The sequence below is a fragment of the Photobacterium sp. CCB-ST2H9 genome, assembly GCF_023151555.2.
Lineage (GTDB): Bacteria > Pseudomonadota > Gammaproteobacteria > Enterobacterales > Vibrionaceae > Photobacterium.
Window position 1 is genome coordinate 1375234 of record NZ_CP100426.1, and the last position, 14885, is coordinate 1390118.

The 14885-nt window shown below is 48.0% G+C and carries 16 protein-coding genes; 14 read left to right on the forward strand and 2 right to left on the reverse strand.

Annotation, left to right across the window (positions count from 1 at the left end):
• Window positions 1–71: 71 nt before the first annotated feature.
• Together L4174_RS22965 and L4174_RS22970 are read left to right on the forward strand one after the other, a co-directional pair.
• The gene (locus L4174_RS22965; protein WP_248142934.1) at window positions 72–380 is read left to right on the forward strand and encodes a carboxymuconolactone decarboxylase family protein; all 309 of its coding nucleotides are present in this window, start codon (window positions 72–74) and stop codon (window positions 378–380) included.
• Entirely contained in the window at window positions 380–784 is a 405-nt protein-coding gene (locus tag L4174_RS22970) for a tautomerase family protein (RefSeq protein ID WP_248142933.1), read from the forward strand. Before L4174_RS22965 ends, L4174_RS22970 begins: the two co-directional genes overlap by 1 nt.
• A gap of 91 nt (window positions 785–875) precedes the next feature.
• On the opposite strand, the gene L4174_RS22975 is transcribed toward L4174_RS22970, so the two are convergent.
• Window positions 876–1511 (reverse strand): TetR/AcrR family transcriptional regulator, encoded by a 636-nt coding sequence (locus L4174_RS22975; protein ID WP_248142932.1) that lies wholly within the window; start codon window positions 1509–1511, stop codon window positions 876–878.
• A 107-nt stretch (window positions 1512–1618) separates the two neighbouring features.
• Between L4174_RS22975 and L4174_RS22980 the strand changes: the two genes are divergently transcribed.
• From L4174_RS22980 to L4174_RS23000, 5 genes are all read left to right on the forward strand, one after another.
• Window positions 1619–2068, forward strand: a complete 450-nt coding sequence (locus L4174_RS22980; protein WP_248142931.1) for an HPP family protein — start codon at window positions 1619–1621, stop codon at window positions 2066–2068.
• Between the two features lie 227 nt (window positions 2069–2295).
• Window positions 2296–3633, forward strand: coding sequence for an iron-containing redox enzyme family protein (locus L4174_RS22985; protein ID WP_248142930.1), 1338 nt, complete (start codon window positions 2296–2298; stop codon window positions 3631–3633).
• A complete protein-coding gene (locus L4174_RS22990; RefSeq protein ID WP_248142929.1) occupies window positions 3633–4877 on the forward strand; it encodes an MFS transporter in 1245 nt (414 codons plus the stop codon). The genes L4174_RS22985 and L4174_RS22990 overlap by 1 nt, the downstream gene beginning before the upstream one ends.
• A 32-nt stretch (window positions 4878–4909) precedes the next feature.
• Complete coding sequence (locus L4174_RS22995) at window positions 4910–6124, forward strand: PLP-dependent aspartate aminotransferase family protein (RefSeq protein WP_248142928.1); 1215 nt, start codon at window positions 4910–4912, stop codon at window positions 6122–6124.
• Window positions 6121–6984: a dienelactone hydrolase family protein gene (locus L4174_RS23000; RefSeq protein WP_248142927.1), complete on the forward strand. Its 864-nt coding sequence runs from the start codon at window positions 6121–6123 to the stop codon at window positions 6982–6984. Before L4174_RS22995 ends, L4174_RS23000 begins: the two co-directional genes overlap by 4 nt.
• On the opposite strand, the gene L4174_RS23005 is transcribed toward L4174_RS23000, so the two are convergent.
• The gene (locus tag L4174_RS23005) at window positions 6965–7987 is read right to left on the reverse strand and encodes a GlxA family transcriptional regulator (protein ID WP_248142926.1); all 1023 of its coding nucleotides are present in this window, start codon (window positions 7985–7987) and stop codon (window positions 6965–6967) included. The two genes, L4174_RS23000 and L4174_RS23005, sit on opposite strands and share 20 nt — an antisense overlap.
• Before the next feature lie 150 nt (window positions 7988–8137).
• Here L4174_RS23005 and L4174_RS23010 point away from each other — a divergent pair, with 150 nt between their 5' ends.
• The 7 genes from L4174_RS23010 to hxsA all read left to right on the forward strand — a co-directional run bounded on the left by L4174_RS23010 (window position 8138) and on the right by hxsA (window position 14881).
• Window positions 8138–8638 carry a GNAT family N-acetyltransferase gene (locus L4174_RS23010; protein ID WP_248142925.1) on the forward strand — a complete coding sequence of 167 codons (501 nt, stop codon included), beginning with the start codon at window positions 8138–8140 and terminating at the stop codon, window positions 8636–8638.
• Between the two features lie 116 nt (window positions 8639–8754).
• Window positions 8755–9642 (forward strand): DMT family transporter, encoded by an 888-nt coding sequence (locus L4174_RS23015; protein ID WP_248142924.1) that lies wholly within the window; start codon window positions 8755–8757, stop codon window positions 9640–9642.
• Between the two features lie 205 nt (window positions 9643–9847).
• A complete protein-coding gene (locus tag L4174_RS23020; protein ID WP_248142923.1) occupies window positions 9848–11089 on the forward strand; it encodes an RtcB family protein in 1242 nt (413 codons plus the stop codon).
• A gap of 481 nt (window positions 11090–11570) precedes the next feature.
• A complete protein-coding gene (gene hxsD / locus L4174_RS23025) occupies window positions 11571–11846 on the forward strand; it encodes a His-Xaa-Ser system protein HxsD (RefSeq protein WP_248142922.1) in 276 nt (91 codons plus the stop codon).
• A complete protein-coding gene (hxsB, locus tag L4174_RS23030) occupies window positions 11843–13240 on the forward strand; it encodes a His-Xaa-Ser system radical SAM maturase HxsB (RefSeq protein WP_248142921.1) in 1398 nt (465 codons plus the stop codon). Before hxsD ends, hxsB begins: the two co-directional genes overlap by 4 nt.
• Window positions 13233–14351, forward strand: a complete 1119-nt coding sequence (hxsC, locus tag L4174_RS23035) for a His-Xaa-Ser system radical SAM maturase HxsC (RefSeq protein WP_248142920.1) — start codon at window positions 13233–13235, stop codon at window positions 14349–14351. Before hxsB ends, hxsC begins: the two co-directional genes overlap by 8 nt.
• Window positions 14348–14881 (forward strand): His-Xaa-Ser repeat protein HxsA, encoded by a 534-nt coding sequence (gene hxsA, locus L4174_RS23040; RefSeq protein ID WP_248142919.1) that lies wholly within the window; start codon window positions 14348–14350, stop codon window positions 14879–14881. The genes hxsC and hxsA overlap by 4 nt, the downstream gene beginning before the upstream one ends.
• Window positions 14882–14885 lie beyond the last annotated feature (4 nt).

Sequence of the window (14885 nt, forward strand, 5' to 3'; positions counted from 1 at the left end):
TTTGGTTCGGTAACAATCGCTGTCATGTTCTGAAAACATGCAATGATTGAATTGAACCGAAGGAGAAACACATGGGCAAAACGCTTGATAAAGACTCATTAGGTAAAGTCGCACCGAAACTGGCAGAGCTAACAACGAATACATTATTTGGCGATCTTTGGCAGAGAGAAGAACTGACATTCAGAGAACGCAGCCTGATTACGATGAGTGCTTTGGTTGCGATGAATAAATACGAACAGTTACGTTGGCATATCAATTTTGCCCGGGAAAATGGACTGACTGAAGACGATATCATTGAAGTGTTTACACATCTTGCTTTTTATGTCGGTTGGCCCAGTGCGGTGACTGCTTTGCAAACATTGAATGATGGAGATGAATAATGCCTTTTTCCAGAATTATGGTTCAGACCGGCCGATCTGAAGAAGAATTGAAAATCATCTCAGATACACTGCACCAAACACTTGTCGATGAATTCAATGTCCCACCAGAGGATCGTTTTCAGGTCATTGATGAATATCCAGAAGGCCGATTGATATATGATGAGACCTATTTGTCCGGCAAAAGAACATCGAACTATATTTTATTTTTGATTATCGCGGGAAAGCCCAGAGATAAGGGAACGAAAGCGCGTTTTTATCAAGTGCTTTCGCAAAGAATCTCCGAAAAGACAGGGATCTCTCAGGACGATGTCATGGTTGTGATTCAGTTTACAAACCCGGACGACTGGAGCTTTAGTGGCGGCAACCTTTATACCATTCAGGAAGCCTTAGACAAAGGGAACTGAAACCACAGCTTTGAACCAGCCAGCCTGTGCGCTGGCTGGTTGGCAGATTTTCCTAGCACAAAGTCAACACTGCTATCAAGGAGCAGATCGCTCAGGGTTGATGAATTTCACTGCTCCTGTGGACTAAATCCACCAGTACACCGATACATTTCTCAGCAGCATCCAGATCTTTTCCGACAAATGCCGACACAATGGCGCCTTCTTTCATCAGACAGATGGTGTCCAGCAACCTTTCGTTTCGACTGTGCAGATGCTGTTCGATTAAGGCTCTGACTTTGTGTTTGTGGTCGCTGCAATAGGCTGTGATGGCAGCGTTTTCTTCGCTGAATTCTGCCGAGGTGTTGATGAAAAAGCAGCCGCGGAACGGACTGAGAGCTGGCACGCGGTTGTGGAACCAGTCACTGAGGCCATTGAACAGACGAGTGATGAGTTCGATGTCATCCTGCGCCGGCGACAGCAATGTTTCCAGCCAGCTCATGAAAATGTCATCACGTGCTGCCAGTGCGGCAAGGACCAGCTCGTCTTTGCTGGCGAAATGGCTGTAGAGCGTTTTCTTCGCCACCCCTGAAACTTTCAGAACTTCATTGATTCCGACCGCATGAATGCCCTGGCGGTAAAACAGGGTCAGCGCCGTTTCAATGAGCAGCTGTTTTTTGTCTGTCTTTGCTGGCGTTTGCTGAACCGGTGTTTGTTTCACCGATGGTTGTTTCTCAGATGTCTGGCTCATCACGATTCCTCTTCCGTTGAAAAGATGTTGACACAGGTAGACCGATTTGTCTACTCTGTTTGCGGGGTAGACAAATCGGTCTACTTTGTCTGTTCAAGGAGAAACAAATGAATCAATATAGTTTTGCACTGATATCGGGTTTGGGCGCTGCGGTCGCGATTGGATTACTGTCACTGGCAGACAGCATGACGACGTCAGGGTTGTGGCTGATGGCGCCTTTCGGTGCGACGGCAGTACTGGTATTTGGTGTACCGGACAGCCCGCTGGCCCAGCCGAAGAATGTCATTTTCGGACATTTGCTGACTGCATTTATCGGTGTGTTTTTCGTGAGTTTTGTCGGGGTAACGCCATTGACGATGGCTGTAGCTTCCGGCCTTGCGGTGTCTGCGATGCTGGTGACGAAAACAACCCATCCGCCTGCCGGAGCAAACCCGTTACTGATCATGCTGACCGGACAAAGCTGGTCATTTCTCTTCACGCCGGTGCTTCTGGGGGCTGTCGTGATGGTACTGATCGGTCAGCTGCTCAAGTTGCAGCGCAGGGCGGTGAGTCAGTAAGTTCAGTTGTCGCCAACGGTCTCTTCACCCTGTAAGCATTTCAATCTGTGAGCTTTTTAACCCATTATCGTGCCAAGCAGTAATCATGGTGCCGTCTGTACTTTACTGATATGTCACTTTTCTGGTGAAAAAATGTCACTTTTTAACCTATGAAATTGATTCAGTGCTTAATAAGATTGAATCCGTTTTCTTCTTCGGGTTTATTCCCATGCTTACAGGGACTTATTGTGGCTGAACCTTTATCTTATGTACTGATTCATCGCGTTGATCTGTTTTATGAATATCAGCAGCAACTGATTGAGTTGCTGAAATTAAGTTCTACTGATGATGCGATATTAGGTTTTGATACAACGTTTGATGATCAAAAAGCAATTCAGTACTTAGTTTCACTGGAAAAAGAGATTGCCAGTCAGAGCCTTCAAATCCTGGTCGGTCAGCATCAGGAAACTTTGGTTGTCTGTTGTTTCTTCAAGAGAAGTCATCAGCAGACAACCAGACATCTCTGTGATCTTCAAAAAGGTATGATTCACCCGCATTTTCGCAGTCAGGGGTTGCTTGAGCAAACCCTGGCAGCCATCGCCTGTGAGTGCATGGCACAAGGCGTAGAGCTGCTGACGCTGGATGTTCGGGGCGGCACAAAAGCTCACCGGATCTGGGAAAAATGCGGATTTGAAACATACGGCATCCTGAATGACTACAGCCGTTTTCAGGGCAAGTCCTTTGACGGCTATTTCATGAAACAACGAACCCAGGATCTCTGGAATCGATTCAAAATATTCTACACACAAGGAAGTGAAAAAATGTCAGTTGGCACTGAACTTATCCCTAAAAAAGAATTTCGCACACAGATGCGAGAAACATTAGAAAAACATCTGACTTTAGGTCATCCCTTATTTAAATATCTGCTGGATGAAAAGCATCCGAATTCTGATTTATTAAAATTCACCACGCTTCAGGGTTATCAGCTTACGAAGAACTTTCTGACTTATATCGAGCATTTATTTTTTCACTGTCCGCTGCCAAAACATAAACGTGCACTGCTGCACAATATGTATGAAGAAGAAACCGGCCGCTTATCCAACACCAAAAATCATGTGGAACTGATGCAGGATTTTGTGCGTGCATTGGGGATTTCCGATGCAGAGCGCGATGCTGCGACCGCTTTGCCACAGACGCAGGCGTTGATTGATTACCGGATGATTGCCTGCAAAAACCCCGACCTGTACCACATTGGAGCGGCGGCGGTCATGGTGGCCAGCGAAGGGCAGAATCTGGAAAGTGTCGGGGACGAAGCCCGGCACAATATTCTGGGCAAAGTTTATGATCTGAAAGAGGCAGATCTGCTGTTCTTCTCCGTGCATCAGGAAGAGGATGTCGGTCATGTTCAGCAGGGGCTGGCCTTGCTGGCGGATCTATGTGATACGCCGAAGCGGCAACAGGAAGCCATTGAAGCGATTGAGACCACCTGTGAGCTTTTCTATCAGATGTATCAGGGTGTATATGAATACTTTGGATACGATAAGCAAGATCAGGCTGCGAAGGCGGAGCTGATTGGGGAGGTCTGATGGAAATCTCACGGAATAAGCAGATCATCGCCATCTCGGTTGGCGTGCTGGTGACATTCTGGGCGTCATCAATTAAAGGCAGCTATCAGGTTTATTTTCTGGATTTAGCCAGCATGTGTGGACTAGGGCGAGGTGTGTTCTCGCTCACCAGCGCGCTGTTTGGCCTGTCGATCGGGTTGCTTTCACCTGTGGTGGGCTGGATCTGTGACCGGATTGGCCCGGCGCTGACGATTTTATCCGGCGCCGTCGTGGCAACCTTTGTATATATGCTGATGATGCTGTCGTTCAATTTCTGGCTGTTTCTGGTGTTGTTCGGTGTGCTGGCTGCATACGCTTTAACCGCAATGACCTTTGTACCGCTGGCCTTGCTGGTTGACCGGATTTTTGATCACCAGCAGAAAGGGATGGCTTATGCGGCCATCACGAACGGCACGGCGATTGGGTTTATGGTGCTGTCGCCATTCTGGGTCTGGCTGAATACGTTTTTGATCTGGCAGGACGTCAGTCTGATTATTTTCGGGGTCTTTACACTGGTCATTCTGCCTGCCTGTATCTGGCTGTGCAGTGTTTTTCCGCGGCGGGAATTCGTGACTGAGGCGGCGGACGTAGCTGACGATGATCTGAAGTGGCACCAGCACCTGAGAAAACCGCTTTTTCTGTTACTCGCTTTGTCATTTGGCGGCTGTGGCGCATCCATGGCTTACATTGATGTGCATCTGGTGCCCATGCTGCAAGAGCGATTTACCGAGGGTGAGGGCGGAGCCGCTCTGGTTGCATCATCGCTGAGTGTGCTGGGTGCTGCGGAACTGATTGGTGCTTTTGTGGTGGGCTATTTGCTGCGGTTTTCCGCGCCCGCGCTGATGCTTGCCCTGCTGTATGCGGTACGCGGTGCATCACTCCTGATTGTGCTGGCCGCCGATAACTTCATCATGTGCATGATCTTCGCTGTTCTGTTCGGGCTGACGTACATGGGCACCGTGATTGTCACCTCGCTGATGTGTCTCAAAGCTTACGGAGAGAAAGTGAAAGGTAAGATTTTCGGTTGCCTGTTCACAGTCCACCAGGTCTTTGTGTTCGGCACGGTCTGGCTGGGCGGGTTGTCTTTTGATGCGACACAAAGTTATTCATTGATCACGCTGGCGGTAACCGGGCTGTGTTTTGTGTCTGTGGCAACCGGGCTGGTTTTCTACTTCTCTGATGTGTTGAAAGAGAAGCCGCAATCTCAGATGGCTTCGCCATCTTAATCACCTTTTCAAGGATGAAAGGACTATTACGCATGGAACAAACCACCCGAGCAATTCACATGGGGTTTCCGTCGCTGGAAGATTCGCATGCCGCTGCCATTGCCATGACGTCGGCATATGATTTTAACTCCGCGCAGGAAGCCAGTGACCGGTTCAATGGGGTCACAGAAGGCAACATTTACAGCCGGTTTACGAATCCATCCGTGGAATATTTTGAACAGAAGCTAGCATCCCTGGAAAATGCAGAAGCTGCGGTTGCCTTTGCCTCGGGTATGGCTGCCTATCTGGCACTGGCAATCACGTTTCTCAAACAGGGCGATCATGTCCTGCTGGCGAGCGGTATTTTCGGCACCACGACGCATCTGTTCCGACAGTATTTCGGACAGTTCGGTATTACGGCTACCTGTGTGGATTTGGATGACCCGCATGCCTGGCAGGATGCGATGCAGCTGAATACCCGGATGATTTTGGTGGAATCGCCCACCAATCCCTTGCTGAAGGTGGCGGATTTATCCTGGCTGTCCACCCTGGCGAAGCATCATGATGCCCTGTTGGTGGTGGACAATACGTTGCTGTCTCCGGTGAACCAGCGTCCACTGGCCCATGGCGCGGATCTGGTACTGCATTCAACCGGGAAATTCATTGACGGGCAGGGCCGGACCGTCGGCGGAGTCATTGCGGGCCGCAAAGCGATGATTCAGCCGCTGAAAGGCTATCTGCGCAGCTCAGGCACCTGCATGAATGCATTTACCGCCTGGGTCCTCAGTCATGGGCTGGATACTCTGAAAGCCAGAATGACGCTGCATGAGCAAAATGCCAGAACGGTGGCGGCATGGTTGCGCGAGCAGTCTTGTGTGCGGCAGGTTTTCGCCACATTCAGTGACGATCATCCGCAGGCCGCGGTGATCGCCAGACAGCAAAGCGGACACAGTCCGGTCCTGAGTTTTGTGGTCGATGGCGGACAGGAAGCGGCCTGGCGATGTATCGATGCTTTGCAGCTGGTGTCGCGCTGTACCAACATCGGCGATACCAAGTCGATGGTCACGCATCCTGCATCGACAACGCACTGCCGCTATTCGTCTGAAGAGAAAGCACAATACGGGATCTGTGGCGGCCTCGTCAGGATATGTGTCGGGCTGGAAGCCAGTGAAGATATCATCGCCGATCTGCAACAGGCACTGGCCGCCTCTCAGAATCAGCAATCCTCAAAAGACCCGTCACCCAAGGAAGTGGTATTGCAGTCATGATGAACCGTATTTTATACACCTCGTTTTGGATCGCCGGTCTGCTGGTTGCGAATCTTGCCAATGCCGGACCGAAACTGGATCCGCAAACTGTACTAAAACAGAACTATGTCGCGTTCCCGTCAGTCTCCGGGACCACGGCACCGCTGACCATCGCCGCCCGGTTTACCAGACCGGCAGGGATTCAGGCGCCGGTGCCGGCGGTGATTATCGTGCATGGTTCCGGTGGCGTAGATGAGCGCGGGACGCTTTACAGTCAGGCGCTAAGCAGCCGGGGGCTTGCGACACTGGAAATCGATATGTGGGCGGCCCGCGGTCTGGACGGCGGTCTCTCCCGGCCCAAGCATGTCAAAGACACGCTGCCGGATGTTTATGCGGCGATTGATTATCTGAAATCACGTCAGGATATTGATGCCGACCATATCGGTCTGATCGGGTTTTCCTGGGGTGGGGTCGTCGCGATGCTGATGGCCGGAGAACAACAGACCGCGCCACTCAAAGCAATGGTCGCGAATTATCCGGTCTGCTGGGCGTATAACAAGGTACCGGGGTATCCGTTTACCCGGATTGCGGCAGGCCGCCAGCTGATGATTCTGTCCGGCGCCGAGGATAAATATGATGGGCCGGACGATTGTGAGCATCTGGTGCAGCAATTACCCACCGACAGCCAGTCCCGGGTGACACTGGAAACGCTGGCCGGGGCAACCCATGCCTTTGAACTGCCCAGAGCCGACAGTCTTTTCTTTGACCCGTACGCTTTCAGAGGGAAGGGCGGTAATGTTCCGATCCGCTATAACCCGGAAGCAACCCAGCATGCACTCCAACTGGCATCTCAGTTTTTTGTCAGTCGGTTGAGCGACTAAACAGGTATCTCCCTGTACTTTCGGCCGCCGCGTGCCCCTTAGCGGCGGATTCTTTTGGCAGGGACTGATACTTTTTCTTCCAGGCCGCCCGAAGAGAACTGGCCTGCGGAAAACCGGATTTGAACGCTGCCACTTCAACGGTTTCACCGTGTTCCAGATAGCTTTTTGCTTCTTCCAGCCGGAGTTCAACCAGATAGTCCCGAATCGTCACGCCGGTGGCATTTTTAAATTCCCGCTGCATATGGCGGGAAGAAACCCGAAACACCTCGGCAATATCGTTTAATGTCAGTTTCTCGTTTAACCGGGCTTGCAGATAATCCTGAATTGAATGCACCAGGGGCGAGATGTGGCTGCGGTAACACAATTGCTGGGAAATTTGCGGGTCATTGGCCATTCTGCGCCGGTAGACTACCAGTTCACGTGCCACCTCGAGAGCCAACGGGCTGCCGTTCAGTTCTTCAATGAGCTGGAGCGCCAGATCGATCCCGGCCGTGACACCTGCCGTGGTGTAAATCTGGTCGTCGCGGACAAAAATACGTTCCGGAATCACCTTGGCCGCCGGGAATTGATCTGAAAGCGCCTGCGTCAGTTTGTGATGGGTTGTGCATTCCCGCTCATCCAGCCATCCGGCCAGTCCGAGCAGGAAAGCGCCGGTACAAATCCCCAAAATACGCGTGTTGTCTTTCGGCATCCGCCGGAGCCATTCAATACAGGTCTGACTGGCCTGATTCTGATAGATCGCTTTGTGATACTTCGAAGCACAGACGATGACGATGGCATGGTCCGGCAAGGCAGATGGCAGCGGCTGAATACCGCCAATGGTTAATCCCTGAAAGCTGCTGAAAGAAGACTGATCGCCAATGAAATGTAAGTTCAGCTTCATGCCGTAGTTCATGGCTTCGTGGAATGCCTGACAGGGGCCCGCCAGATCGAGCAGGTGCACTTCCGGCGTCAGCAGGAAATAAATATCTCTCGGTGATTCATTGAGGTTGGCAGTATCCATTGCCACTGAGTCCCTTGAAATTAAGTCTTCACTCAATGTATCACCCCGTTTGTCTCAGAGGCTAGTGCAATAAAATGAGTATGTTAGATTAAGGGCGGTAGTTGACTGATTTTATTCAGAATAAAGCGGATTGATTGAAAAGGAGAAAGGATGGAAATCGTCCAGGCAGCCATGCGGCATGAGCAGATGTATGTTCCCTATGTGAAAGCGTGTGCCGAAAGTGGCATCAAACACTATCAGTCCGCTGCGGATGCACCGGAAGCGTATCTCAGAAACTGGGTCGATTATGCAGAGGGGCGAAATTTGCCTGAAGGCTGGGTACCTGTAACCACCTATTTCTGCATCCGGGATGGCGAAATTCTGGGAACGATCCGGGTCAGGACCGGTACGAATGAACGTGTCGAGAATATTCTGGGCCATATCGGGTATGAAACCCAGCCGAACGCCAGGCGTCAGGGAGTGGCCAGTCAGATGCTGCAATGGGTTTGCAGGCATGTGATCAAAGCACCTGTGCGTATTACCTGTGATGCGGAAAACACCTTTTCCCGTCAGGTGATCGAGCGGAACGGAGGACGTTTGCTGAAGCACTATTTTAATGAAGAAACCCAGACAAACTTTTTGTGCTTTGAGTTATCACCCTTGGTTGGCTGATATGTCCGACAGTAAGGGTCGGATGTCCGGTTAGAGATATGTATTTCTTAGCTGTCCTGAGACAATGAATACATACGTTCAGCGTATTTTTCTACGAGCTTAATCTAAGGCAGCGCATGATCTACTTATTACCCTTATTGACCGTTTCAATTTGGGCAGGGAATGCCATTGTAAACAAACTTTCTCACAGCGTAATCGATCCGGGAGCGATCGCATTTTATCGCTGGTTTTTTGCCATGCTGGCACTGACCCCTTTTGTCCTGAAATCTGTGATTCGTCACTGGGCCAGTATCAGACCTTATTTGTCCAAACTGGCATTTCTAGCCTTGCTGGGCATGGTGCTCAACCAGTCGCTGGGCTATTTTGCTGCTTCGACAACAACGGCCACCAATATGGCGCTGATCACCTCGCTGGTGCCGCTGATGAGCATGTTCCTGAGCGTGCCGATTCTGAAGCAAAAGTTATCGCCTATGGCGGTGATCGGTGCGGTGTTCTCGCTGGGCGGTTTAGTGCTGATGCTCAGCCACGGGGATCCGGCCCGCCTGATGGCGCAGGGGATCAATCAGGGGGATGGCTTGCTGTTGCTGGCGGCCTTCGTGTATGCGCTGTACTGCGTGCTGCTCAAGCACTGGGACATGCCGCTGAGTAACTGGCAGTCGGTGTATGTTCAGGGCGTGTTTGCCGTGTTGTTCCTGATGCCGATGCTGTTTATCAGCCAGCGGATTTCAGTCACCCGCGAGTCGCTGCCACTGATTATGTTTGCTGCAATTCCGGCTTCCGTGGTTGCGCCCTGGTGCTGGATGAAAGCCATCAAAATGCTGGGTGCAGACAAAACGGCGATGTTCATGAACCTGATGCCGGTGATTACCGCAACCATCGCAAGCATCACACTGAACGAACAGCTGGAAGCGGTGCATCTGATCGGCGGCGCCATGGTGCTCTGTGGTGTTGCGGTTGCGCAGCTTAAACTGAAAGCGCGCCGCAGCAAGCTGGTGGCGGCTTAAGTCAAAACGAATCTAAACATTTTTCATATTTTAAGGCAGCGGAGACGCTGCCTTTTTTGTTTTTCTGTCCTTGAAAGCCCAGACCGTCAGATGAGATCAGTACGATAATTTCTAAAGAGGGATCGGGTGAGATATCGCTTTGCGCAAGCTGCTCGAATTGATTCCGCCCCTGTTGTTGCTCGCACAGAGCAGAAGGAACGAAACCATGAAACACAATGGGAAACACGAAAAGCAGTACGACACCCTGACCAGCAAAGGGCATGTGCCGATTCAATCCTGGACCCGGGGCGTGCCTTTTGACCCCAAGGCGCAGGAACAGCTGAAGCACATTGCGGCCATGGATATCGTGCATCACCATATTGCGGTGATGCCGGATGTTCACCTGGGCAAAGGCGCCACCATTGGCAGTGTGATTCCTTCCGTGAACGCGGTGATCCCGGCGGCGGTGGGTGTCGATATCGGTTGCGGCATGGTGGCAGCCAAAACCAGCCTGAAGGCCAGCGACTTACCCGATAACTTAAAAGGCGTGCGCAGTGCTTTTGAAGCCGCGGTACCGCATGGCCGCACCATCGGACGCGGACGAAAAGATATCGGTGCGTGGGACAAAATTCCTGATCGGGTCGCCAGTGAGTGGCTGACCCTGCAAAGCCGGTTTGAACGCATCTGTGACAAACACCCGGCGATCCGCAAAACCAACAACGTTCATCATCTGGGCACTATGGGCACAGGGAACCACTTTCTGGAGCTGTGTTTAGATGAGTACGACAGCGCCTGGATCATGCTGCACTCCGGCAGCCGGGGCGTCGGTAACCGTATCGGGACTTACTTTATCGAACTGGCGAAGCAAGAAATGACCCGGCATCAGATCCACCTGCCGGATCAGGACTTAGCCTACTTAAAAGAGGGCAGCCGGTACTTTGACGATTATGTCGAAGCCGTCGAATGGGCGCAGGATTACGCCAGTAAGAACCGGGAAATCATGATGATGAACGCCATCAGCGCGCTGAAACAGGCACTGGGTGTGCATTTCTCTGCGGCTGAACTGGCGGTGAACTGTCATCACAACTACGTCTCGCGGGAACATCACTTCGGGAAAGATTGCTATGTCACCCGAAAAGGCGCCGTGCGCGCTCAGAAAGGGGAGATGGGGATCATTCCGGGCAGTATGGGCGCCAAATCCTTCATTGTCCGCGGGCTGGGCAATGCCGACAGCTTCAACAGCTGCAGCCACGGCGCAGGCCGCGTGATGTCCCGGACACAAGCCAAGAAGGTGTACAAAATCGCCGATCAGGTTGCGGCGACCCAAGGCGTGGAATGCCGCAAAGATGCAGGCGTGATCGACGAAATTCCCATGGCCTATAAAGACATTGATTGCGTCATGGCCGCCCAGAAAGATCTGGTCGAAGTGGTGCACACCCTCAAGCAGATCGTCTGCGTGAAAGGCTAATCAAAACAATGCAGTCGCAACCATTTGTAGCTTGAAGTCACACTGTGACGGATTGAATGCAGTCACCCTGAAACCCTGTTCTAGCATTGATGACAGTAAGGTTTCAGGGGCTCGTTTGGACGCTTCGGCGGTAGCGTGGAATGCAATCTTTGGGAGACGCTGCATGTCGCGCTTTCAATTCGGAATGTCCTTCAGCATTTTCTGATGCCCGCCAGACAGGTTTTGTTGGCCCAAAGCGTATCCAGGAATGCCTTTTGATTCTTTGGTGGTGTCCGGGCCGGTTGCAGGTGCTCCCTGCGCCGACAACCTAAAATTTCGTCCTGAATTTTTCCCCTGGGGTTGGGGATAATTAGGCTGAAATTCACAATTCCCTCATACGTTTTTTAGAAAACAGTTCAAAAATCGTGATATTACCATTTTCTAATTTTCACTATTAATGGAAGTTTTAAATTTTGGTAAATGTTAATAAAAAGGTGCAATCGTGGTGATACGTAGATTGAAAAAGGACAGTTTCTCAGAAATGGTTGTAAGAAGTTCTTTATATTGGATGTCCCCTTTAACTCATTGGAAATTAAATGAAGAAAATGAAGAGTGGTTAATTACATTCTCTTCAGAGGACGAATCAGTTCTGTTTGAATTTGAACGGCTTATAAATGACTATGTGCTCAGGGAAAAGATTTCTGGTAAAACGGGTGTTCATTTAGATGCAATTTCTCGCGCAGTACTTCAGTCAGTTGAGAGGAAGCTATCACAATGAATATTCTTCCTTTTAACTTCGAGTTTATTGATAAAGATTTGGCTTTTTTGAGTAATCAATCGGGATTTTATGAATACCTTAGTAGAGAAGAATTAGAGAATCTTATTTGTGAAAATTCTACAGGTTGTCGTATTAAAGATGATTCACTTGAGCGGAAACTTTTCATAACTGACCCTGAATATAATATGGTAGCAAGTAGTGCATTGGCTTCTGGTATTTCAAAACGATTGATGAATGCACTACGATTCAATCCAATATTTATGATTGTGCCTACATTAAGATGCGATCATACATGCCGATATTGCCAAGTTAGTCGAGCATCTGTTAATGCAAGTAATTATGATTTAGATGAACGCTTGATTCCGTTAATAATGAAACAAATAAAGTCACTTTCTTCCCCACCTTATAAGTTAGAAATTCAGGGAGGGGAACCTCTGCTAAGGTTCGATCTCGTTCAGCGAATATATGCAGAAGCATCGGATATACTTGGTGTTAATCAATTTGAATTTGTAATAGCAACAAGCTTATCGCTTTTGAGTGATGATGTGTTGATTTGGGGGAAGGACAAGTCTGTTCACTTTTCAACATCTCTTGATGGTAGCCAGTTTGTTCATAACGCTAACAGGTTGCTAAAAAATGGGAATTCATTTGAACTAGTTAAAAAGGGGATTGAGAAAATTCAGCGTCAACTTGGGAATAACCGCATCGCAACAGTAACAACAGTAACAAATAAATTGCTAAGCAATCCAGAAGATATTGTTGAAGCTCACATTTCACTTGGTTTGTCAGATATGTTTATCAGACCAATAAGTCCTTACGGTTTTGCTTATCCCGAAATAGAATCAAATTATAAAATTCAAGATTACATAGCATTTTATGAAAAGCTTCTGTATGTCTTGTATAAGAAATCTCGTGTTGGAGAAAAGATAATTGAGCATTCTGCATTGATACACATAAAAAGGGTACTAAGCGCGGGTTATAATGGATACGCTGACTTAAAATCACCTAGTGGACTGATATTGAATAGCATTCTCTATAATTATGATGGCCGTATTTACGGGAGTGATGAAGCTAGGATGCTTCAAAAATCTAATCCTAATATGGACTTTTCTTTAGGGACTATTGAAACCCCTAAATTTACAACAAACGAATTGTATCAACGAGTGCTGTCACAATCCTTTTCATCAATACATCCTGGTTGTTCTTCATGTGCTTATCAACCTTATTGCGGATCTGACCCCTGCCAAAATATTAGCATTTTTGGTGAGCCGATAGGAGACAAAAGTCTTTCGCGTTTCTGCCAATACCATAAAGCTATGTTTACTTTAATACTCCGGCATCTTTATAAGAATGATGGTATTGGTTTGATGATGAGGGAGTGGATGTATGAGTGATGTGCTTAGACCTGATACCTTTTCACTGAATGATGATGATTTTACACAATCAGGATATTATCAACTTCGTAAATCAGAACGGATAATTGAGACGAGATTTTTAGAACAGATTTTATTGGTCGATGATAAGAAAATAATTTCAGAACAGCTATCTGATAATTTTGTTGGTGTAATAACGAATAATTCCTTGTACAACTCCATAGAAGATGGTGATATCGTCACTATTAATAACTTTGGACAATTGAGAGTCATTCTATCTAGACGGGCAAATCACAATACTTTATTGGTGACAGAGCGATGCAACAATCGCTGTTTGTTTTGTTCTCAGCCACCCCGGGAAGAACGAGACGATTGGCTATTAACTTACAGCGCACAAGCATTAGCTGCATTCGATTTTGATGGCGAAGTCGGAATTAGTGGAGGTGAGCCGCTTTTATATGGAAATGAATTTTTGAATTTCTTGGAATTTATCGCGAAATACGCCCCTAAAACAAAGTTACACATTCTAACTAATGGACGTGCATTTTCTGATTTATCATTCACTAAGCAAATAGCTATACGTTCACGTCAAATGCAGATTACATTTGGAGTTCCTTTATATTCAGTAAAACCTAGTGTTCATGATGGATTGGTTGGCGCAAGTGGTGCTTATTCTGAAACAGTTTTAGGGATTGTGAATGCTGGTAATTCAGGGATTGGGATGGAAGTTCGTTTTATTCCAACTCAACTGAATGCATTTGAGTTACCAATGGTTGTTGAGTTTATTAGTAGAGTTTTCTCATCAGTAGTGCAGCTCTCAATAATGAACTTAGAGGCTACAGGGTGGGCGAAAAGAAATTGGCTCAAATTACAATGCGACACAGAGCAGTATGTTGAAAAACTTAAGGAGGGAGTGCTATCCGCAGATATTATGGGTCTAAACCCTACATTGTTTAACTTCCCTCTTTGTCATTTGCCTGATAGTTTGAGGTCTTATGCAGTGAAATCAATATCAGACTGGAAAAATTATTATCCTGATGAATGCTCACTATGTCAGTTGAAAAATAGCTGTGGTGGGTATTTTTCTTCGTCCAGAGGAAAGTATCATCAAAACCCTAGGAGAATAATATGAAAAGAAAATTTAATTTAGCTGCATTGCTTCCAGGTTTTTTTGCAATGAATTCTAGTGCTGAAGCAAGTGGAGTAACAAATAATGACTATAACATTAATGATGAGCTTTCTTTAGACAGTATTGTTTTAGCTCCGCTCAACGAAGAGATTCCGTTATATATTGCAGCGCACAGAAGCCATAGTAGTCACAGAAGTCATAGTTCTCACCGTTCTTCTTCTGGAGGCACTTACCAAATTCCCACAAAAAAATATAATTCTCAGCCTTTAAGTGAGCCAGTAAAACCGAGTTATTCTAATCCACCAGTAAAATCATCTACAGTGACATCCACAGATCAAGCAAAGCGAAAGGATTTAATTCTTAGGGTTCAGTTTGCGCTTTATACTAACGGTTACTACAAAGGAAACATTGACGGAATAATGGGCAGCCAAACTCGTGTAGCATTAAATGCTTATCGTCGTGCTAACAATATCCCAGTGTCTCAGACTCTCGATGCCCAGACCCTTAACTCGTTGGGAATATTAGCTCGATGAAACA